Source organism: Sphingobium sp. LSP13-1-1.1, assembly GCF_040676415.1.
Lineage (GTDB): Bacteria > Pseudomonadota > Alphaproteobacteria > Sphingomonadales > Sphingomonadaceae > Sphingobium.
Genome location: NZ_JBEGHU010000004.1, coordinates 73,122 through 93,887 on the forward strand (window position 1 = coordinate 73,122; position 20,766 = coordinate 93,887).

The 20,766-nt window shown below is 65.7% G+C and carries 21 protein-coding genes; 17 read left to right on the plus strand and 4 right to left on the minus strand.

Annotation, left to right across the window (positions count from 1 at the left end; all coding sequences use genetic code 11):
* Positions 1-3: 3 nt before the first annotated feature.
* On the plus strand, positions 4-2,124 hold the full coding sequence (gene flhA / locus MRBLSP13_RS04540; RefSeq protein WP_363752992.1) for a flagellar biosynthesis protein FlhA: 2,121 nt from the start codon (positions 4-6) through the stop codon (positions 2,122-2,124).
* A 99-nt stretch (positions 2,125-2,223) separates the two neighbouring features.
* The gene (locus tag MRBLSP13_RS04545; protein WP_363752994.1) at positions 2,224-2,961 is read left to right on the plus strand and encodes a sigma-70 family RNA polymerase sigma factor; all 738 of its coding nucleotides are present in this window, start codon (positions 2,224-2,226) and stop codon (positions 2,959-2,961) included.
* A gap of 53 nt (positions 2,962-3,014) precedes the next feature.
* Here MRBLSP13_RS04545 and mdoH read toward each other — a convergent pair whose 3' ends face one another.
* The 4 genes from mdoH to MRBLSP13_RS04565 form a co-directional block, all read right to left on the minus strand.
* On the minus strand, positions 3,015-4,913 hold the full coding sequence (mdoH, locus tag MRBLSP13_RS04550) for a glucans biosynthesis glucosyltransferase MdoH (protein WP_363739920.1): 1,899 nt from the start codon (positions 4,911-4,913) through the stop codon (positions 3,015-3,017).
* A gap of 178 nt (positions 4,914-5,091) precedes the next feature.
* A complete protein-coding gene (locus MRBLSP13_RS04555) occupies positions 5,092-6,603 on the minus strand; it encodes a glucan biosynthesis protein (protein ID WP_363752996.1) in 1,512 nt (503 codons plus the stop codon).
* Between the two features lie 225 nt (positions 6,604-6,828).
* Positions 6,829-7,647, minus strand: coding sequence for a flagellin (locus tag MRBLSP13_RS04560; protein WP_363739915.1), 819 nt, complete (start codon positions 7,645-7,647; stop codon positions 6,829-6,831).
* 20 nt (positions 7,648-7,667) lie between these two features.
* Complete coding sequence (locus MRBLSP13_RS04565; RefSeq protein WP_363739912.1) at positions 7,668-7,955, minus strand: hypothetical protein; 288 nt, start codon at positions 7,953-7,955, stop codon at positions 7,668-7,670.
* Between the two features lie 29 nt (positions 7,956-7,984).
* On the opposite strand from MRBLSP13_RS04565, the gene MRBLSP13_RS04570 reads away from it, so the two are divergent.
* From MRBLSP13_RS04570 to fliR, 15 genes are all read left to right on the plus strand, one after another.
* Positions 7,985-9,241, plus strand: a complete 1,257-nt coding sequence (locus MRBLSP13_RS04570; RefSeq protein WP_363739909.1) for a sigma 54-interacting transcriptional regulator — start codon at positions 7,985-7,987, stop codon at positions 9,239-9,241.
* Between the two features lie 13 nt (positions 9,242-9,254).
* On the plus strand, positions 9,255-9,614 hold the full coding sequence (gene fliE / locus MRBLSP13_RS04575) for a flagellar hook-basal body complex protein FliE (protein WP_363739907.1): 360 nt from the start codon (positions 9,255-9,257) through the stop codon (positions 9,612-9,614).
* A 1-nt stretch (position 9,615) separates the two neighbouring features.
* Positions 9,616-11,382 (plus strand): flagellar basal-body MS-ring/collar protein FliF, encoded by a 1,767-nt coding sequence (fliF, locus tag MRBLSP13_RS04580; RefSeq protein WP_363739905.1) that lies wholly within the window; start codon positions 9,616-9,618, stop codon positions 11,380-11,382.
* Entirely contained in the window at positions 11,375-12,388 is a 1,014-nt protein-coding gene (fliG, locus tag MRBLSP13_RS04585; protein WP_363739902.1) for a flagellar motor switch protein FliG, read from the plus strand. Before fliF ends, fliG begins: the two co-directional genes overlap by 8 nt.
* Positions 12,375-13,007, plus strand: coding sequence for a flagellar biosynthesis protein (locus tag MRBLSP13_RS04590; protein WP_133653821.1), 633 nt, complete (start codon positions 12,375-12,377; stop codon positions 13,005-13,007). The genes fliG and MRBLSP13_RS04590 overlap by 14 nt, the downstream gene beginning before the upstream one ends.
* Positions 13,007-14,335, plus strand: coding sequence for a FliI/YscN family ATPase (locus MRBLSP13_RS04595; protein WP_363739898.1), 1,329 nt, complete (start codon positions 13,007-13,009; stop codon positions 14,333-14,335). The genes MRBLSP13_RS04590 and MRBLSP13_RS04595 overlap by 1 nt, the downstream gene beginning before the upstream one ends.
* On the plus strand, positions 14,332-14,757 hold the full coding sequence (locus tag MRBLSP13_RS04600) for a hypothetical protein (RefSeq protein ID WP_363739896.1): 426 nt from the start codon (positions 14,332-14,334) through the stop codon (positions 14,755-14,757). Before MRBLSP13_RS04595 ends, MRBLSP13_RS04600 begins: the two co-directional genes overlap by 4 nt.
* Entirely contained in the window at positions 14,750-16,552 is a 1,803-nt protein-coding gene (locus MRBLSP13_RS04605; protein ID WP_363752999.1) for a flagellar hook-length control protein FliK, read from the plus strand. Before MRBLSP13_RS04600 ends, MRBLSP13_RS04605 begins: the two co-directional genes overlap by 8 nt.
* 27 nt (positions 16,553-16,579) lie before the next feature.
* Positions 16,580-17,245, plus strand: coding sequence for a flagellar basal body-associated FliL family protein (locus tag MRBLSP13_RS04610; RefSeq protein ID WP_363753002.1), 666 nt, complete (start codon positions 16,580-16,582; stop codon positions 17,243-17,245).
* Positions 17,246-17,296: 51 nt separating this feature from the next.
* Positions 17,297-18,181: a flagellar motor switch protein FliM gene (locus tag MRBLSP13_RS04615; RefSeq protein WP_363739888.1), complete on the plus strand. Its 885-nt coding sequence runs from the start codon at positions 17,297-17,299 to the stop codon at positions 18,179-18,181.
* Entirely contained in the window at positions 18,178-18,516 is a 339-nt protein-coding gene (gene fliN, locus MRBLSP13_RS04620) for a flagellar motor switch protein FliN (protein WP_363739886.1), read from the plus strand. Before MRBLSP13_RS04615 ends, fliN begins: the two co-directional genes overlap by 4 nt.
* Positions 18,517-18,601: 85 nt before the next feature.
* Positions 18,602-18,868, plus strand: coding sequence for a FliO/MopB family protein (locus tag MRBLSP13_RS04625; protein ID WP_133653814.1), 267 nt, complete (start codon positions 18,602-18,604; stop codon positions 18,866-18,868).
* A 58-nt stretch (positions 18,869-18,926) separates the two neighbouring features.
* Positions 18,927-19,703, plus strand: a complete 777-nt coding sequence (gene fliP / locus MRBLSP13_RS04630; RefSeq protein WP_133653954.1) for a flagellar type III secretion system pore protein FliP — start codon at positions 18,927-18,929, stop codon at positions 19,701-19,703.
* A 10-nt stretch (positions 19,704-19,713) separates the two neighbouring features.
* Positions 19,714-19,986, plus strand: a complete 273-nt coding sequence (gene fliQ, locus MRBLSP13_RS04635) for a flagellar biosynthesis protein FliQ (protein ID WP_025548552.1) — start codon at positions 19,714-19,716, stop codon at positions 19,984-19,986.
* Complete coding sequence (fliR, locus tag MRBLSP13_RS04640) at positions 19,983-20,765, plus strand: flagellar biosynthetic protein FliR (protein ID WP_133653813.1); 783 nt, start codon at positions 19,983-19,985, stop codon at positions 20,763-20,765. Before fliQ ends, fliR begins: the two co-directional genes overlap by 4 nt.
* Position 20,766: the final 1 nt, after the last annotated feature.

The window sequence follows — 20,766 nt, forward strand, 5'->3', positions numbered from 1 at the left end:
CTTATGACTCCCGCCCAAGTCAAAGCGAAGATCTGGATGAGCGCCGCCAAGGGGGCCGTGCTGCCCATCGCGACGCTGATGGTCGTGCTGTTCATGATGGTGCCGGTGCCCGCGATCATGCTGGACATCGGCTTCATCACCAACATCATGATCTCGCTGGCGGTGCTGATGGTCGCGCTGAACGCGGCGAAACCGCTGGATTTCTCCAGCTTCCCGACGGTGCTGCTGTTCGCGACGCTGCTGCGATTGGCGCTTAATGTCGCGTCGACCCGCGTGGTGCTGGTGAACGGGCATGAAGGCACGGATTCGGCGGGCCATGTGATCGAGGCCTTCGGTCATTTCCTGATCGGCGGCGACTATGTCGTTGGCATCTTCGTCTTCGCGATCCTGATGATCATCAACCTGGTCGTCATCACCAAGGGCGCGGGCCGCGTGTCGGAAGTCAGCGCCCGCTTCACCCTGGACGCCCTGCCGGGCAAGCAGATGGCGATCGACGCCGACCTCAACGCTGGCCTGCTGACCCCGGAAGAAGCCAAGGTCCGCCGCCGCGAAGTGGCGACCGAGGCCGATTTCTACGGTTCGATGGACGGTGCCTCGAAATTCGTGAAGGGCGATGCGGTCGCGGGCATATTGATCCTTGCCATCAACATTGTCGGCGGCATCATATTGGGCGTGGTCAGCCACAAGCTCAGCATCGGCGAGGCGGCGCAGACCTATATCATCCTGGCCATCGGCGACGCGCTGGTGGCGCAGATTCCGGCGCTGCTGCTGTCCATCGCCGCCGCCGCCATCGTTACCCGCGTCGGCAGCGAGGACGATCTGTCGAACCAGATCACCAGCCAGTTCGGTTCGGGCAAGGCGTGGATGCCGGTCGCGGCGATCCTGACTTTCCTGGGCATATTGCCCGGCATGCCGCACATGGTCATCCTGCCCGCCGCGGCTGTGGCGTGCGGCATTGCGTGGCACCTGCGCAAGTCGAGCCAGCGCAAGGCGGCCGAACCCGAAGCGGCCCCGCCGCCGCCCAATCCGGCGCTCATCGAATGGAACGACGTGTCGGACGGCGCGGTGCTGGGGCTGGAGATCGGCTACGGGCTGATCAGCCTGGTGGACGAGCGCAAGGGCGCGCCGCTGATGGCCCGGATCACCGGCATCCGGCGCCAGCTTTCGAAGGAACTGGGCTTTGTCGTGCCGATGGTCCGCGTGAAGGACAATCTGGCGCTGGAGCCCAATCAATATCGCATCACGATCGCCGGGGTGGTCGTGGGCGAGGACGAGATTTTTCCCGACGATCTGCTCGCGCTCGACAGCGGCGCGCTGGAGGGCACTGTGTCCGGCCGTGAGGCGAAGGACCCGACCTTTGGCCTGGACGCTGTCTGGATTTCGCCCGCCAAGCGCAGCGAAGCGGTGGTTGCGGGCTATACGGTGGTCGACCCGCCGACGGTGGTCGCCACCCATCTCAACCAGCTCATCGCCATGAACGCCAGCGAGATGTTCGGCCTGGACGAAGCGCGCAAGCTGCTCGACAATCTGAAGGACGCTGCGCCGCAACTGGTCGACGGCCTGACCCCCGGCCTGCTGAACCTCACCCAGATCAGCGCGCTTTGCCGCGCCCTGCTGGCGGAGGGCATCCCGCTCAAGGACTTCCGCCGCATCTGTGAGGCGATGGTCGATGCTGCGCGGCCGGACATGACCCTCGACCAGTTGGTTGAAGCGGTGCGCCAGCGGATCGGTTCGCTGATCATCCAGGGGCTGGTGCCGGTGAAGATGCCGCTGCCGGTGATCACGCTGGACGGCGATCTGGAAGCGCTGCTGGCGCAGGCGATGCGGGTCGCGGGCGATGCCCGGCACCCGATCGAACCCGCGCTGGCCAACCGCATCATAGAGGCGGTGATCGCCGCCGCCCGGCCGCTGCTGGGGCAGGCGCGTACCTTCGCCATCGTCACTTCGCCGATCGCGCGCCGGGCGCTGGCCCGACTGTTCAAGCCGCATCTGCCGGAAACGCCGGTGCTGTCCTTCCTGGAAATTCCCGACGGCAAGGGCGTGGAAGTCGTCGCCGTGGTCGGCGGCGAACAGCGGCCCGCGCCGCGCCATGATCCGCTGCCTGCTCGCGAACGCGTTGCATAGGCCGGGGAGATGAAGAAGGGCCTATGTCTTTATTTTGCCGCGATTTCCGAGCCGGGGAATGTTCCATTTCCCTCGAAATCGCTCTGAGGAGCCTGACCAATGTTCATGAATAGGGTCGTCGCCGGTTCCGATGCCAACACCTATGGCCGGTCCGCCCATGCCAATTCGCCCGAAAGGCTGGCGCGCCAATATATGCCGCTGGTGCGCAAGATCGCCTGGAATGTCCATGGCCGGGTATCGAGCGCGATCGAGATCGAGGACCTGCTCCAGATCGGCATGGTCGCGCTCGTTGAGGCTGCGAACGGCTTCGAGGATCGGGGTCTGGGCTTTGCCTCCTATGCGCAGATGCGCGTGCGGGGGGCGATGATCGACCATCTGCGCCGTCAGGCGACGATGACGCGTTCCGCCATGGCACAGCGCAAGCAGCTGACCGCCATCCGCAACCGGCTGGAGCAGAAGCTGGGCCGCGCGCCGCTGGAGGCGGAAATGTCGACCGAGATGGGGCTGGACGCCTCCGCTTACCGCGAAATGGCGGATAGCTGCGAGATGGTGCAGCATAGCAGCATGGACGAGGTCTATTCCGACCAGTCCATGTGGTTTGCCGATGTCGAGGACCGCGCCGACGATGTGATGGAGCGCGAGTCGCTCAAAGGCGCGCTGGCGAAATATATCGGGGAACTGCCGGAGCGGGAGGCTCTGGTGCTTCAGCTTTATTTCGTCGAGGAACTGAACCTGGACGAGATCGGCTCGACGCTGGACATCGGCGCCGCGCGCGTCTGTCAGATCAAGAAGGCCGCGCTCGACAAGCTGCGCGAGAAATTGCGGGATTGGGACTGAGCCCTGTCCGACGCCTCCATGCCTGCCTTCGCAGGAACAAGGTGTTCTGACCGCTAGCCGTCATTGGCCACGTTGGACAATCCTTCGAAGGGCGGCCTTGCATTGTCCAACTGCAACTGTCGGTAGCGCGTCTTCTGGTAATTCTGCGTGCGCCACCACGGTTCCGCCACCTGGAACAGCCCACTTTTCGCGACATGCGTGCCCAGATCCTTGCGCGCGGTGAAGGCCGCGAAGAAGGGCGCCAGCGCAAGGCCCGCCACCACAGGTATGATCCAGCCAAGCGAGGTATCGGACTTCACCGCCAGCAGCGTCAGTCCCGCGCCCAGCAGCATATGCCATTTGAACAGCCAGATCGCGGGCAGCATCCGCATGCCGTCCCGGTCGCGGGTCTGGCCGTTCCAGCTGCTCTTGCGGCCCATCAATATGCCGAACAGGTTGATGGTCTGCGTCAGCATGCTGATCGGCGCCATCAGGATCGACAACGCAATGTCCGCGATCACGCCGCGCATCATGCGCACCCCGCCGCCAAAGCCGATGCGTCGCGCCGGATCGGCCAGCGCCCAGAGCAGCGCGAGCAGCTTCGGCCCGAACAGCAGCACCGCTGTCAGCGCGAGCAGTCCGCCCGACGGCAATATCGCGCTGGGCGGCCACACGCCCGCCGCCGCGCCGCCCAGCACCACGAGCATCAGGGCCAGCCATAGCGGCGACGTGCAATAGGCCGACGCTCCGACGAAAAGCTGGAATTTGCTGACCGGGTGCATGCCCCTGATCTTCGAAAGCAGCGGCACATGCTGGATATTGCCCTGGCACCAGCGGCGGTCACGGGTGGCGAGGTCGGGCAGGGACGGGGGAAATTCCTCGAAGCTGTCGTCGGCCATGACGATATGCACGTCCCAGCCGCGGCGGCGCAGCAGCGCGGCCTCGACCATGTCGTGGCTCATGATATGCCCGCCAAAGGGCGCGCGTCCGGGCAGTTCGGGCAGGCCGCAGCTCTGCGCGAAGGCCCTGGTCCGCAGGATCGCATTATGGCCCCAGAACATGCCTTCCGATCCCGCCCACCAGATCATGCCGGCGGCGGAAATCGGGCCGAACAGGCGGCTGGCGAATTGCTGCCACCGGGCGAACAGCGTCGATGCGCCGACGATCGACGGCACGGTCTGGATCAGGCCGACATGGGGATGCCGTTCCATGTCGGCGGCAAGGCGCGCCATGGTCTGGCCGCTCATCACGCTGTCCGCATCCAGCACGATCATATGGTCATAGGCGCCGCCGAAGCGTTCGACCCATTCGGCGATGTTACCCGGCTTTCGTCCTATGTTGAGCGTCCGCCGCCGATAATGAACCGGCCGGGAAAAGCCCCGGCGCATCTTGAGATAGGCGACGCGCTCCTTCTCTCCATTTTTCGGGTTCGAATCGGACAGGATGAAAAATTCGAACCGCTCGCCGCCCATCACCTGCGCGAGCGAGCGCTCCATGATCGAGAGGCGGGCGAGCACATCCTGAAAATCCTCGTTGCAGACCGGCAGCAGCACGGCGGTCCGGCCACGCAACGGCACCGTGGAGCGGGCGCGATAGGGTCGCACGCCCTGGCCGCGCCCCACGGTCAGCAGCAGGAAACCAATGAGGCTGGTGGCGAAGCCAAAGGCAATCCACGCGAAAAGCGGGATGAACAGGGCCAGATACACGCCTTCCCATGGCGATATGCCGTCAAGGCCGATGGAGCGCCGCATCTCATGCGCGGCCATGGAGGCGGGCAGCAGCGCCAGCAGCACGACCAGCGTGCGACGCGCCCACAGGTCGATGTTGAACGGACGATGCGGCAGGTCGCGGGGCGCCGCCGCGAAATCCTGCGCGGGCATGGCCAATGGCCGCTCCGGAGGGAGATGTTCGAAGGCCCTTGCAGGCGTCGATCCGCTGGCCCTGTTGCTGTGCACGCCGCCCGTTGCCTTCATACCGACCCGTTTCGCCAGAGGTTCGGGCCGAAACCCGTCATTCAGAACCAACTTGGCTTTGGCTGGTTCCCTGGAGCATTTTCAAGTTGACCGTTTACGGTCGACGGCCCGGAAAATGCGGCATCAAAAGACCAGAGCGTTTCCGCTCATAGTGAAAACGCTCTAGCATGCCTGTCATTCAGGCGCCCAGCGGGTAATGCACATATTCGCTGAACGGGCGATTGCCGGCCCTGAGCTGGGCGCGGATATCGGTCGCCTTGCCGCGATCCCGACGGATATCCAGGACCATCCGGAACATGTCCTTCTGGTGCAGGACCGGATAGCCGGCCTTCTTGACCAGGGTTCCACCGGCCAGATCGACCCAGATGTCGGGCTGCGTTCCTGTCGGCACCCCGGAGAAATCGACGAGAAAGCGGTCGACTCCTGCCTCGCCCGATTGGCCGGTCCAGATATTTTCGACCGTGGCGAGGCCGGCGGAGGCCGGCGCGCGCGCCGCCGACCAGTCAAGCCGGTAGCTTGCCTCTATCCGGTTGCCGGCGCGGGTGGGCGCGGCGGGGGTCCAGTAGGCCGCGACATTATCGGTATATTCGCTGTCGGTCGGGAAGGCGTAAAGCCGCACCTCCCCGGTGCCCAGCGGTTTGCGGCTGGTCGTCCACAGGGAAGGGCGCCGTTCGTAGAAGACCCCGTCATCCTGATAATGATCGAAATTCCGGTCGCGTTGGAGCAGGCCGAAACCCTTGGGATTGCGTTCCGCAAAGACATCGACCCGAGGGGCGGAGGGGTTGACCAGCGGGCGGCAATGGACGGTGCCGTCGGCGCTGGCGATGGACAACATGTCTGAATCATGGATTTCCGGCCGCCAGTCGGTGCGGGTGCGCCGATCGGCCTGATCGTACCAGAACATGCTGGTCATCGGCATCAGTCCCAGTTCCGCGACCGCCTTGCGCGTGAACAGCACGGCATCGACATCCTGCCGCACGCCCTGCGGCGTGAGAGTACTGGCGAAGCGGAAGGCGCCGGTCAGGGACGCGCTGTCCATCAGCGCATAGACGGTGACGCTGCTGCGCCCCGTCCGCTCCAGCCAGAAATGCGTGAAACGGGGAAATTCCTCCTTGCCCGCGATGCTGGTGTTGATCGCCACGGCGCGGGCGGACAGGCCGAACTGCCTTTCAGCGGGCGCCCGGAAATAGGTGGCGCCCAGAAAGGACAGCCAGTCGCCGTCCCGTGCCGCGTTCATGATGCGAAAACCGGCAAAGCCCGCATCGGGGCCGAGATTGCGCACCGCATTGCCGGCTGGCGCGTCGAACATGTCGGGGTCGTAGCGCAGTGGCGTGGCGCGGCCCTGTTCCACCAATGCGATCTCGACCGGCTGCTGCACCGTGCTGCTGAGCGGGAACAGGCGGATGCCGGTGTCGTCGCCCCGGTCGTTCCAGATCGTCCGTTCATCCCGGAATCGCGCCTGGTTGAAGGCGTCGTAGCCGATCTTGTCGGCTCCGGGGAAAAAGGGCGTCACCTTGAACGTCGCGCGGGCCAGGCGTTGCGCCCGGGCGACCAGCATGTTCCAGGAAAAGGCCTCTGCCCCGTCCCGCGCCAGCAGGGAGCCGGGAAGCAGCAGCGCCGCACCGGAGGCCGCGATCATCGCGCGCCGCCCGATTCCTGTCGAAATATTCTTGTTCATCGCTGTCATCATGGGTGCGACAACCACCAATGCAAGTGTTTCGATCCCGCATCGATTGGAAAATGGTCGAACCGCAAATGCGATGAAGCCTCCGCCCGGGGGGACGGAGGCTTCGTTTGAGCTGGTCGTTTCATCGAAGTTTCTACCCCCGGCACGGTGGGGACTGTTGATGTGCCGGGGGTGGCATGAACGGCCGGGGTGACCAAAACCCCGGCCGGTCAATCTCAGTATCGCAGCTTAGCTGATCAGCTTCAGCACGCCCTGCTGGCTCTGGTTCGCCTGGGCCAGCATCGCGGTCGAGGCCTGGCTCAGGATCTGCTGCTTGGCGAGGGCGGTCGTTTCGGCCGAGAAGTCGGCGTCCTCGATGCGGCTGCGGGCGTCGGTCAGGTTGGTGACGTTGGCCGTCAGCGTGTTGACCGTCGATTCCAGGCGGCTCTGCGTCGCACCCAGCGTGGCGCGGGCGGTCGAGACCGACTGCAGCGCCGTGTCATAGAGCGCCAGGGTCGCGGTGGTCGCTGCCGAGCCGCTGACGGTGGCGGCGCTGGCGCCGACGACGGCTGAGAGGTCGATGCCGCCGACGGAGAGCGAAACCGAGTCGGCTGCGGTCGAACCGGCCTGGACGGTGATCGTTGCCGCCGTGGTCGGGAACAACGAGATGCCGTTGAACTTGCTGTTGGTCATCACGCTGTTGATCTGGGTCGACAGCTGGTCGAGTTCCGAGGTGATGTTCGCCTTCGAATTGGTGTCGTTGGTGCCGTTCAGCGCCTGGACGGTCAATTCACGCATGCGCTGCAGCATGTTGTTGACTTCGCCCAGCGCACCTTCCGCCGTCTGGGCGAGGGAGATGCCGTCATTGGCGTTGCGGATGCCCTGGGTCATGCCGCGGATCTGCGAGGTCATGGTCGAGGCGATGGCGAGGCCGGCGGCGTCGTCCTTTGCCGAGTTGATGCGCTTGCCGGTCGACAGGCGTTCCATCGCGGTGCTGAGCGCCTTGCCGGCCATGGCCGAGGCATTGGATGCACGCAGCGCCGAGGAGTTGGTTCCGATAACAGTCATTTTGATACCCTTTCGTTCGTTCAGGTCGCTGCCATCAGGCTGCTTGCGGCCTCGAAAGGGGATAACGGCGCCGTGAAAAGAGCTTTTAGGCGGATCGCGATTTTTTTGCTATTTGATTGAAAATAAAGGGTAATATGTCGATCTGGCGGCTGGGGCGTCGCCCATGCATATGCAAAAGCCGAAGAAAAGTTCCGGCCGCGCGGAAAAAAATTGCCGTTATGCGGCAAGGGGTTTGCCGCATTAACCATATGATAACCACAGTCGGGCAGTTTCAGGCCATCGAAGAGGTTCGGGGTGTGCGGGGGCACAAGCCAGCCAAAAACATGGGGACAAGTTCATGTCATCATTGGACGTGAGCCGAGGAGTCTGCGCGCTCGTTCCGGGCCTGCAGCACTGGCTGGAGAATGCGTTCTTTACCGTACGGATCGTGGATGCGCAGAGCCCGCGCGAGCGGGAAGACCGGCGCGTGTTGCTGGCGACGGAAATCGGCCATGCGACCCATCGCGACATATTGATCAATCTGGTCGACGGTGCGCCGTCGCTGGTGCCGGCCGCAAACGGCCTGCCCGCGCGTGTCGCCTTCGGCCTGGAGGACATGGGCTTCGCCTTCGCCCTGATCGCGGAGCTGGCGCGGCCCGCCGCCGTTCCCGCCGTGGGCGACGCCGGCAGCGCCCGCCTCATGACGCTGGCCGGGCGGGTCGCCCGCAGCGATGCCACCGTGCTGATCCAGGGCGATACCGGTACCGGCAAGGAAGGCATGGCCCGCTTCCTCCACGCCCAGTCCGGTCGCGTGACCCGCGACTTCATCGCCGTCAACTGTGCGGCGCTGCCCGAAACCATGATGGAAGCCATGCTCTTCGGCCACAAGAAGGGCAGCTTCACCGGCGCGGCCCAGGCTTCGGAAGGCCTGTTCCTCGCGGCCGACGGCGGCACGCTGTTCCTTGACGAGATCGCCGAACTGCCGCTCAGCCTTCAGGCCAAGCTGTTGCGCGCGCTGCAGGAAGGCGAAGTCCTTCCGGTCGGCGCCACGCATTCGGTGCCGGTCAATGTCCGAATCATCGCGGCCTGCAACCGCAACCTTGCCGCTGAGGTTGCCGCCGGCCGCTTCCGCGAGGATCTCTACTGGCGCCTCAATGTCATGCCGCTGGAACTGCGCCCGCTGGCCGAGCGTCCGGGCGACGTCACCGCCATCGCCGCCGCCATGCTGCTGCGCCAGCAGGACAGCGCCAAGGATGCCTTTGTCTGGCCGACCGTCGCGGCGCTGGAAAAGCTGGCCGCCCATGTCTGGCCCGGCAATGCCCGCGAACTGGGCAATGTGCTTCAGCGTGCCCTGGTGCTGCGCGATGGGGACAGGATCGAGCCTGTCGACCTGCACATCAGCGGCGCGCCGCAACTGCGCATAGTGGAGCAGGTCCTGGCGCCCGCCGAGCCGATCCGGCTGCGCGATGTCGCCCACAACAGCAAGCTGGAGGCTGTCCGCGCCGCATTGCGCGAAACCGACGGTCACCGTGCCGCCGCCGCGCGCAAGCTGGGCATTTCCGAACGCACGTTGCGCTACCGGCTCGCCGAAATGCGCGATCTGGCCGCGGCCTGAGGAGGAATAGGGCATGACCGGAATTTCTCCGACCGACAGCGTGATGGCGATCCGCAACGCCATCCTCCAGAAGAACGCCGCGCTGCGCGATGTTGCCCAGACCGGCAATGTCGGCACGGGCGCGGCAGTCGGCACCAATGGCGCCACGGCGCCGGGCGGCTTCACCGACGCGCTGAAATCGGCGCTGAACCAGGTTAACGGCTTGCAGAACCAGGCGGGTGAAGCGGCCGCCTCGTTCGAACGGGGGGAAACCACCGATATCGCCGGGGTCATGCTGGCCAAGCAGCAGGCGTCGGTCAGCTTCGAAGCCACCCTTCAGGTCCGCAACAAATTGCTGTCCGCCTACAAGGACATCATGAGCATGCCGGTGTAATATGAGCGAGAACGCACTCACCCCCTCCGTTGGCGGCGCTGCCGCTCTTCCCGCCGCCAGCCCCGCTTCCTTTGGCGGCGCCAAGGGCGTCGACGCGCTGAAGGCGCGCTTCACCGGCTTCATGAAGCAGCCGGCGGTGGCGAAAAGCCTGCCGCTGCTGGGCCTGCTGGGCGTTGTCGCCACGGCGGGCGCGGCCTGGCTGGCGCTGCGCGAGCCGCCGCAGCGCGATCTGTTCCGCGCTTTGCCCGATGCCGACAAGTCGGCCGTGGCGCAGGTGCTGGACCAGAACGGCATTCGCTATGACTTCGACAATAGCGGCAGCATGACCGTTGGCGAGGACGATTATTTCAAGGCGAAGATGATGCTCGCCGCGCAGGGCCTGCCCAAGAGCGCGCCCGACGGCAACAGCATGATCGACAGCCTGCCGATGGGCGCCAGCCGCGCCGTGGAAGGCGAAAAGCTGCGTTCCGCCAGGGAAATGGACCTGGCTCGCACCATCGAGGCGATCGACAGTGTCGAGAGCGCCAAGGTCCACCTCGCGGTGGAGCCGCCCAGCGTGTTCCTGCGCGAACGGTCCAAGCCGTCCGCCTCGGTCATGCTGCGTCTTGCCTCTGGTCGCCAATTAACCGACGCCCAGGTCAGCGCCATCGTGCATCTGGTCGCCTCATCCATCCCGGAACTCAATCCGGAGGACATCTCGGTCGTCGACCAGAATGGCCGCCTGCTGAGCAACAATGACAGCAATGCCGCCGACGACCGCCAACTGGCCGTCCAGACCAGGATGGAGGATCGCTATCGCCAGTCGGTGATCGCGCTGCTGACCCCGATCCTGGGCGCCGGCAAATTCTCTACCGAGGTTCATACCGAACTCAACTTCGCGGAGCGTCAGGCGACCCGCGAGACCTATCCGCAGGACGAGGCGCGCCTGCGCACGGAGCAGGGCACCTGGGCTTCCGACCCGCGCGGACAAGGTACCGGTAGCGAGGCGAGCGGCATCCCCGGTGCGCTCAGCAATCAGGCGCCGGTCAACCCGACCGTGACCCAGACCAACCCCAACGGTCAGGCTGTGGCCCAAGGTTCGACCAATCAGGGCGCCACCAGCGCACAGACCGCCGCCCAGCCGGGCACGCCGGCCAATCCGCTGATGAAGACCGAAGAGACCTTCAACCGCAGCTTCGAACTGGGCCGCGAAGTCTCCGTGACCAAGGACGCCATCGGCACGGTCAAGCGCCTGTCGGTCGCCGTCGCGCTGGACAATGGACCGGACGGCAAGCCGCGCAGCGCGCAGGAAATCGCCGCGCTGGAGGCTCTGGTGAAGGGCGCGGTCGGCTTCGACCAGGCGCGGGGCGACGTCGTGGCCCTGTCCTCGCGCAGCTTCGCCAAGGAAGAAGTCGTCCAGGCGCCCTGGTATGAGGCCGGATGGGTATCGCCGCTGGTGCGCAATGTCTCCGCCCTGCTGGTCGCCTTGCTGGTGATCTTCGGCATCGGCCGTCCGCTGCTGAAGCGCCGCGCCGCCGTCCAGGCCGCCGCCGCCGAACAGATCGCCGCGGAGGGCCAGAAGATCGGCCGGGAAATCTCGACCGAACTCAGCCGTCAGGCGACGGTCAATCCCGACGGGTCGATGCCGGTCACGCTCGACATGATCTCCTCCACCTATGACTACGCCCAGCGCGCCGACCTGATCCGCAATTTCGTGAAGCAGGATCCGGATCGCGCCGCCCTGGTCGTCCGCGACCTTCTGAAGGAAGGGAAGAAGGAAAATGCCTGAGGTCGCAACCGCTGCTGCACTGAAGGGCAGCGCCGCCGCCGCCGTCCTGCTGATGCTGTTCGACGAGGATGAGGCCGCGCAGATCCTTTCGCGCCTGGAGCCCGAGGAAGTGCGCCAGCTTGGCTACGCCATGTATGACGTGGCTGACGTGCAGGTCGAGGAAGTCAACGAGGCGCTCGATCATTTCGTCACCAAGGCGAAGAAGCGCACCACCATCGGCTATGGCGCGACCCGCCATATCCGCGGCGCGATGACCAAGGCGCTGGGCGAGGAGCGGGCCGAGAACATGCTCGCCCGCATCACCCCGCCGACCCGTTCCACCCAGCTTGAAATGCTGAAATGGATGGACGCGAAGGAAATCGCCGTGCTGATCGAGGCGGAGCATCCGCAGATCATGGCGATCGTGCTTGCCCATCTGGAGGCGCCGATCGCGGCCGATGTGCTGCAATTGCTGCCGACCGAGCATCAGGAAGAGATCGTCTATCGCATCGCCACGCTCGGGCCCGTCTCGAACGAGGCGCTCGACGACCTCGAACAGCTTCTGCTGCGCGGCAACATGGCCAAGAAGCAGGGCGGCGCTTCCCAGCGCGGCGGCACGATCGAGGCGGCGGCGATCATGAACAATGTCCGCAAGGACAATGAGCAGCGCATCATCAAGGCGCTGGCCAAGCGGGACAAGATGGTCGCCCAGACGATCGAGGAGGAGATGTTCGTCTTCGACAACCTGATCGACATGGACGACAAGAATATGGGCACGCTGATGCGCACCGTCGACAGTTCGATCCTGGTGGTCGCGCTGAAGGGCGCGAACGAGATGCTGAAGGCCAAGATCTTCGGTTCCATGTCGGCCCGTGCCGCCCAGGCCATCGCCGACGAGATCGAGGAGCGCGGGCCGATCCGCCTTGCCGAGGTCATCGACGCGCAGAAGCTGATCATCGCCACCGCCCGCCGCATGGCGGACGCGGGCACCATCATGCTGGGCGGCAAGGGGAATGATTTTGTCTAAGCTCTGGGGCAGCGCAGAGGTCGCGAGCATTCCGCTTGGCGGCATGGGAAAGGTGACGACCGGGGGCTTTCGCAGCCTGTTCACCGAGGCCGCAAGGACGCCCGGTCGCGCCGTCAATGACGTGGTGCCGCAGAGCGAGGAGGATGTCCTGGAACAGGCCCGCGCCGAGGCCTTTGCCATGGGCTTCGACGAGGGTTGCCGGATCGCCACCGAAGCGAGCGGTGCCGAGGCGGAGGCGCGCGAGCGGCTGACCCAGGCGCTCGAACTGCTGGCTCCCGCACCGAGCGGCATGCTTTCCACCATGTTGTCCGCGACCGTCGTGCGGCTGGTCGAACAGATTGTGGGCGAGGTCGAGATCGACATCGAGCGGCTGGTCGAGCGCTGCGACAGCGTCGCCGCCTTCATCGAAGGTCATGACGACAGGGGTGCGTTGCACATGCATCCCGATGACGTCTCGCTGCTCGAGGGCGAGGTGCTGGGCGTCAAGCTGGTCGCCGATCAGGACATGCATCGCGGCTGCGTGCGGCTGGAAACCGCTGACGGTTGGGTCGAGGACGGGCCGGATGTTCGCCTGTCGCGCCTGCGCGCGCTGCTCGACGATATGGAGGGCAAGGCCTGATGATTCGCGCCGCGCTGGCCCAGGCGGAAACGCTGTTCGATCATATGCAGGTGCAGAACCGCGCACCGCGCCATGTCGGCCGCCTGGTCAGCCATGATGCGGGCATGCTGGAAGTCACCGGCTTTCGCCGTCCCATCGGCGCCGGCGCGCGGCTGATCGCGGCGGACGGGACGATCTGCCGTGCCGAAGTGGTCGGCTTTCGTGGCGACAGGACGCTGCTGGTGCCGCTCGATGCCGACGCGCCGCTGGAAAATGGCGCGCGGGTGGAGCCGGACAGCCAGGCGACCATGGTGCAGGTGGGCGAGGGGCTGATCGGCCGCGTCATCGACGCCATGGGCCAGCCGCTGGACCGCAAGGGGCCGATCATCGCGGGTGGCTCCTGGCCGCTCAACGGGGTCAAGGGCAATGTGCTCGACCGGGGCCGCGTGACCGAGCCGTTCGATCTTGGCGTGCGCGCCGTCAATGCGCTGCTGACCGCCGGCCGCGGCCAGCGCATCGCGATCATCGCGGGTTCCGGCGTCGGCAAGTCGGTGCTGATGGGCCAGATGATCCAGGGCGCCGAAGCGGACATCGTCGTTGCAGGCCTGATCGGGGAACGCGGCCGCGAGGTCAGCGACTTTCTGGAAACCAAGCTGAAGGGCGCGATGCACAAGAGCGTCGTCGTCGCCGTGCCAGCCGACCATCCGCCGGTGTTGCGCCTGCGCGCCGCCGCCCGCGCCACTGCCATCGCCGAATATTTCCGGGCACGCGGCAAGAAGGTGCTGCTGCTGATCGACAGCCTGACCCGCTGCGCCCATGCCCAGCGGGAAATCGGGCTGGCGCTGGGCGAGCCGCCCGCGATGAAGGGCTATCCGCCATCGGCGCTGGCGATGATTCCGCGTCTGGTCGAGCGCGCCGGCGTCGACAGCCGCAGCGGCGGCTCGATCACCGCGCTTTACACAGTGCTGGCCGATGGCGACGACACGGACGATCCCATCGTCGATGCCGCCCGCGCCATCGTGGACGGGCATTTCGTGCTGTCGCGCCATCTGTCGGAGCAGGCGATCTTTCCCGCCATCGACATCGGCAAGTCGCTCTCCCGCGTCATGGCGGACGTGGTGCCGGACGAACATCGTCTTGCCGCCGCCAGCTATCGCCGCCTCTGGGCCGCCTATGAGGAAAATCGCGACCTTATCCTGATGGGCGCCTATCGGCCCGGCAATGATCCGGTGATCGACGAAGCGGTGCAGCGGCGGCAGGAAATACTGGATTTCATCCGGCAGGATCAGAAGAGCTTCATCGACCTTGACAGCAGCGCCGCCGCCCTCATCGCCGAGTTCGGCGCGTGAAGGCAGAGGTCGCCCGTCGCCAGCGCGTGCTGCGCGTCCGCCATGTCCAGCATGCCATGGCCGCGACAGAAACCGCCCGCGCCCGCGACGAGGCGGAGGGCATCGCCCGCAATGTCGAGCGGCTGCGCAATGTGCGAAATGATCTTTTTATGGGGCAGGGCGTCGCAACTGGCGCGAATTTTGCAGCGATGCAGGAACTGGCGGGCCGGCTGGAACAGGCGGGGCGCCAGTTGGATGGTGCGCTCTACGATGCGCGTCGCAAGGTGGAGGTCAAGGAAGGCCTTTCCCTCGCGGCCAATCGGGATCGCGAAATCGCCGTGAAGCTCAAGGATCGCGCCCGCGCGGACCTGGAGGAATGGCGGGAAAACAAACTCGCGGCGTTGCCGCGCTATCGCCGGATGCAGAGGACAGGAGATGTCTGACGTGAACATGCCGACCAGCCTCAAGACGCTGCTCTTTTCCTCGGCGGCGGCGCCCATGCCCGCCGATGGCGCGGCCGCATCGGCCACGCCCGTGGAAGGGGCGCCGAATTTTGCCAGCGTGCTGAGCGGCACGATGGACGCTTCGCAGGAAGCGCAGGAAGCGCAGGAAGGTACCGCGACAGGGGGTCTGCCGCAGGTCGATTCGACCGCAACTCCGGCCAAGGCCGGCAAGGCCGACGAGACGCTCTCGTCCTTGTCCTTCGGCCTGGCCAATGCGCTGAGGGCCGTGCAGAGCCATCGCAAGGATTCGCTGCCGCTACCGCCCGGCCTTGCCGCGAAGATCGACGCGCCGGCGCAGCCTGGCGTTGATCAGGCTAGCGTCGATCAAGTCGGCGTCGGGGGGACGGCGCCTGCGCACATTGAGGGCAGCGTGGAAGAGGTCGCGGCGCAAGAGTCCGAGCCGGTTCCGGTCGCGAGCGAAGAGGGCGAAACTGACGCGCTGGAACTGCCCGTCGTGACGCCCGACAAGCATGCCAAGGCCACGCGTCCCAGCAAGGAAGCCAAGCCGGGGAAGGTAGAGGCTCAGCCGGAAACCGCGGCGGTGGAGCATTCCGACGATTTGGCGCCTGCCGAACAGGGCGACACGGACAAGCCGAAGGAACAGGCCGATGCGGCGCCGGCTCCGGCAACGGTCGTCGCCCCTGTCCAGACATTCGCCCCTGTCCAGACATTCGGGCCGCAAGGCGTGCCGGCGCAGGTGCTGCCGACGTCCGCACCCGTGGTCACGGAAACGGCGCCCGTCCGACCGGATGGCGGCAAAAATCTGCCGGCAGCGGCGCCATTGCCGCCCTCATTTGCCGGACAGCCGGTTGAAGCGACGCATGTGGCGAATGGCTCCGCGCCGCCCGCCATGGCTGCGCCTGCGGCATCGGACGAACAGGCTGAAGGCCCCGTACCCGCCGCGCACCCTCAGGGCGCCCCGGTGAAGTCGGAGGCGCTTGCCTTGCTCCAGATGGTGCGCGATCAGGTTGCTGCCCGCCAGCCGGGCACGCCCGTCCGCGCTGGAGAAGCGTTGGCCGCCCGCGCCAGGACTGGCCGGTCTGCTGCACCGGTCGAGACCAGCCCGGCCAATGCCGTCCAATCAAATCCGGTCGATGCCGCCCCCCAGATGCCGGTCGTCCAGCCCACCGCTGCGCCCTCCGTCCAGCCGCCGGTTGCGGCTGCGCCGGCCGATTTGTCCGCCAGCCTTGGCGCGCAGGTCGTAGACATGGGCGTTTCCGGCCAGTGGATTGATGGCCTCGCCCGCGAGATTGCGGGGCTGTCCGCAAATGGCGCGCAGGGCCGGTTCCAGATCAACGCCGACCAACTTGGGCCCGTGCAGGTCGATATCCGGCAGGGCAGCGATGGCGCGACGGTCAGCCTGACCGTCGCGAGCGAAGCCGCCGAAATGGCACTGCGCCAGGACAGCGACCGGCTGCGCCTCGACGCGGGTCTTTCGGCCGTGCGCATCGCCGAGGTGAAGATCGATCGCATGCCGCATGTGGCGGAAGCCGCCAGGTCGGACGGCGCCAACCAACAGCAATCGCCCCAGCAACAGGGATCCCAGGGCGCCAATGGCTGGGCGAACAACAGCCAGAATATGGCGCAATCGCAGGGTCAGGCGCAGGGTCAGGGCCGCTGGCGCGCCCAGGAAAATAACGCGCTCGCCCCTAAAAATTCCGGCGATCCGGCCGTTCTTAACCATGACGAGCTGCGCCGCGCCGGCAATTCCGCCGCCCGCGCGCGCTATGCCTGACGACAGGGTTTACGGGGATTTTGACCGATGAGTGACGAGGCCAAGCCGAAGAAGAAAAAGGGCGGGCGGATGAAGCTGATCCTGCTCATCGCCATCGCCATGGTGGTTGGTGGCGCGGGGGCGGCAGGCGGTCTTTATGCCGCCGGTTTCTTCAGCCCTAAGGAAGAAGGTCCGAAGGAGGACCCGAACAAGCCCGTGCTCGTGCTGGCGGGCGAAAGCGCCGAGGACGTGGCGAAGGCCCATGGCTATGCCGGCGGCGGCGGCGGTGGTGAAGGCGGCGGGCATGAGGGCGGCGGTGGCGGCGGACATGCCGTGCCGGGCGCCCATATTCCCGCCAAGGGCATCGACCTGCCCAGCCCGGCGAATCCTGCCGCCTATCAGGCGACCTATTTCCAGCTTCAGACGCCCTTCACCTCCAACATGTCGGATACGGACGCCTTCGCCCAGATTTCCATCGCGGTATCGACCTATTACGACATTCGCGTCGTCGACGCGATCAAGGCCCATGAGATGGCGATTCGCAGCCAGGTTCTGATGATGCTGGCCGAGCAGCCGGTGGAGGCGCTGTCGACGCCGGAGGGCAAAAGGGCGCTCCAGGCGAAGATCAAGACCGTCATTAACGACATTCTGAAGCAAAAGACGGGCTATGGTGGCGTCGATAACGTTTATTTTACCAATTTCGTTATTCAATAGGGCTGCCTGAACGTGCGGGAAGTCCCCCGCCCGGGACGGCTGGGGACTGAAATGACCGATGTTCAAGCCTATGCCTTCGGGCAGGCGGAATCTCAGGCGCCGCTGATGCTGTCAGGGCTGGACCGGCTGGGCGAAAAGCTCGGCCGGCGTTTGCGCGCCCTCATCGAGCCGATCGCCGGGGTTCGCCCGCATGTCGCCGCGCATGATGCGCGCGCGCTGGAATTCGGCGCCTGGGCGCATGAAGTGCCCGGTTCCTCCAGCATCGGGGTCTATCGCCTGTCGCCGCTCAAGGGGCAGGTGCTGCTGCGGCTCGATGCGGCGATGATCTCGACGCTGGTCGACTGTTTCTATGGCGGGATCGGCAATCGGGCATTGCCGCCGCGCGGGGAGTTCACGCCGACCGAAGATCGCCTGATCACGCGCATTTCCGATGCGTTCATGGCCCGGTTGGTCGAATGCTGGAGCGACATGCTGACAATAGAGGCGGGTCTGATCGTCCGGGAAACCGGCATCGGCTTTGCCGCCGCCGCCCAACCGGGCGAGCAGATGGTGCTGCAGCGCTTCCTCATCAGCGTCAGCCGCGACGCCGAATGGCCGATCGACCTGCTGTTCCCGCTGTCCGCGCTGCGCGCCGTTGAACCGTTGATGGGCAACCGCGTCCCGGTCGATGATGAACGCGCCGACCCGGTGTGGCAGGCCCGCATGGCCCAGCGCATGCGCGACATCCGCCTGCCCGCGCGCACGGTGCTGGCGCGCCCTGACCTGTCCCTGGCCGATTTGATGCGGCTCAAGGCCGGCGACATCATTCCCGTCACCATCAACCGCAGCCTGCCGCTGATCGTGGGCGACCGCATCGTCGCCCATGGCTCGATCGGCGAACAGGATGGCCGCGCCGCATTCCAGATCGAAAAGCTTGCACAGGAAACCGGACAATGAGCGATATGAGCGAAGCCCCCCGCCTAGACAATGTGGGCGAGGACAGCATTTCCCGCATGGTGAACAACCGCCAGTTCCGGTTGCTGGCCGATATTCCCGTCCGCATGTCGGTGGAGGTGGGATCGACCTCGCTCCGGCTGGCGGAGGTCATGGACCTCAGCGAAGGCAGCGTCGTGGAACTCGACCGCCAGGCCGACGACCTGCTCGACATCATGGTCAACGGCGCGCTGATCGCCAAGGGGGAGGTGGTGACGGTGAACGGGCGCTACGGCATCCGCATCGTCGAAATCGCGGCCGCCGAAAGCCGGCTTGCGGGCGTGGAACGGCGCGGCTGAAACGCGGGCGGCTGATTTACCGCTTGCCTTGCGCGCCAATCTTTCGGAACGGATGACGAATTAACCATCTTCGCGGAAAGCCCTCATGATCTGGTATTTCGTCAAGCTGCTGATCTTATTGCCTCTGGTCGGGGGCATGGCCTTCGGCGCGCTCTGGCTGTGGCGCAAATATCAGCCCGGCATGATGGTCGGGCAGAATGATCGATCGCTCAAGCTGCTGGAAGCGTTGCCGATGGGCACGTTCGGCAAGCTCGCCGTCGTGGAGTTCGAGGGGAAGAAGATCCTGCTGTCCGTCACGCGCGGGCGGATCGAGAAGATCGCGGAAGGCGACCCCTATCGTGCCGGGCGCTGACAGCCTGTCCACCGTCATTCCCGCGACCCGAAGGACGGCGACGGCCCATGCGGGAACGATGAAATGGGCGTTGGCCGCGCTGCTGCTTGCGGCCCTGTTCATCGCCATTCCCGCTTTCGCGCAGGCCGCGCCTGCCGCCCCGGCCCCGGTGAACAATGGCGGCGCGCTGAGCCGCGCCATGGGGCAGATCAGCGGCGACGGGCGTTCGCTCTCGCTGTCGCTGCAGATCCTGATCCTCATGAGCCTGCTGACGGTGCTGCCGTCGCTGATCCTCATGATGACCAGCTTCACCCGCATCATCATCGTCCTGTCGCTGCTGCGCCAGGCGCTGGGATTGCAGCAGACGCCGCCCAATCAGGTGCTGGTGGGCCTGTCGCTGTTCCTTTCCCTCTTCGTGATGCGGCCCGCCATCGACCAGATCAACGCTCAGGCCTTCGACCCCTATGGCAAGGGGCAGATTTCGATCGAGGAGGCCGTGGGCCGTTCGGGCAAGGTGCTGCATGGCTTCATGACCAAGCAGACGCGCGAGACCGACCTCAAGCTCTTTTCCAACCTGGCGGAGGCGCCCGCCTTCCGCTCGGCCGCCGACATTCCCTTCTCCATCCTGCTGCCCGCCTTTGTGACGTCGGAACTGAAGACCGCGTTCCAGATCGGCTTCATGATCTTCCTGCCCTTCCTGATCATCGACCTTGTGGTCGCGTCGACGCTGATGGCGCTCGGCATGATGATGTTGTCCCCCACGATTATCTCCATGCCCTTCAAGCTGCTGCTGTTCGTGCTGGTCGACGGTTGGGCGCTGACGATGGGGTCGCTGGCCGGCTCCTTCGCGACATAGGGCCAAGGGGATGGAAAACGCCGATTTCTTCATGGGGCTGGCGCAGCAGGCGCTGTGGATCACGGCGCTGGCGGCGGCGCCGATCCTGATCCCGGCCCTCATCGCGGGCGTCGTCATCGGCATGGTGCAGGCGGCGACCTCCATCAACGAACAGACGCTGGCCTTCATCCCGAAGATCATCGTCGTCGGCGCCATGCTGGTGCTGTTCGGCGGTTCCATCATGGTGCTGATCGCCGATTTCACGCGCGAGATTTTCGAGCGCATTCCGGACCTGCTCCAATGATCGCGCCGGGCTTCGCCAATGTCGAAGTCCAGCTGTGGATCTGGCTCATCGCCATGATCCGCCCCGGTGCCGCGTTCATCGCCGCCCCGGTATTCGGCGCGCCCGCCGTGCCGTTGCAACTGCGCCTGATCCTGTCGCTGGCACTGGGCATGGCGGCGCTCAACAGCGTGCATATCCAGCTTCCCGCCGACGGCGTCGCCAGCTTCCAGGGCGTGATGATGGTCGCGGGCGAAGTGCTTGCCGGACTTGCCATCGGCTTTGCGGTGCAGATCGGCTATGCCGCCGCGCTGGTCGCGGGCGAAGCCATCGGCAACACCATGGGCCTCAATTTCGCGGCGATGGTCGATCCGTCCTCCGGCCAGGCGACCCAGGCGGTGGGCCAGTTCCTCTCCATCCTCTCGACCTTCCTGCTGCTCGCCATGGACGGGCATCTGATGCTGGTGAGCTTCGTCGTGCAAAGCTATCAGGCGCTGCCGCCGGGCGGCGCGATGCTCAGCAACGATGCGGTCTGGCACCTGATCGAATTCGGCGGCGCACTGCTGGGCGCGGGCGTCACCATCGCCCTGCCGGTCGGGTTCGCGCTGGTGCTGGTGCAGATCGTCATGGGCATGCTGGCCCGCACCGCGCCTGCGCTCAACCTGTTCGCGGTCGGCATGCCGGTGGCGCTGATGACGGGACTCATCCTGCTTGCCGTCACCGCGCCGATCATGGGCGAGGGGATCACCGCCGCGCTCAAGGCCGGGCTGGAGCAGGCCCAGATGATCGCGGAAGGGCGCTGAC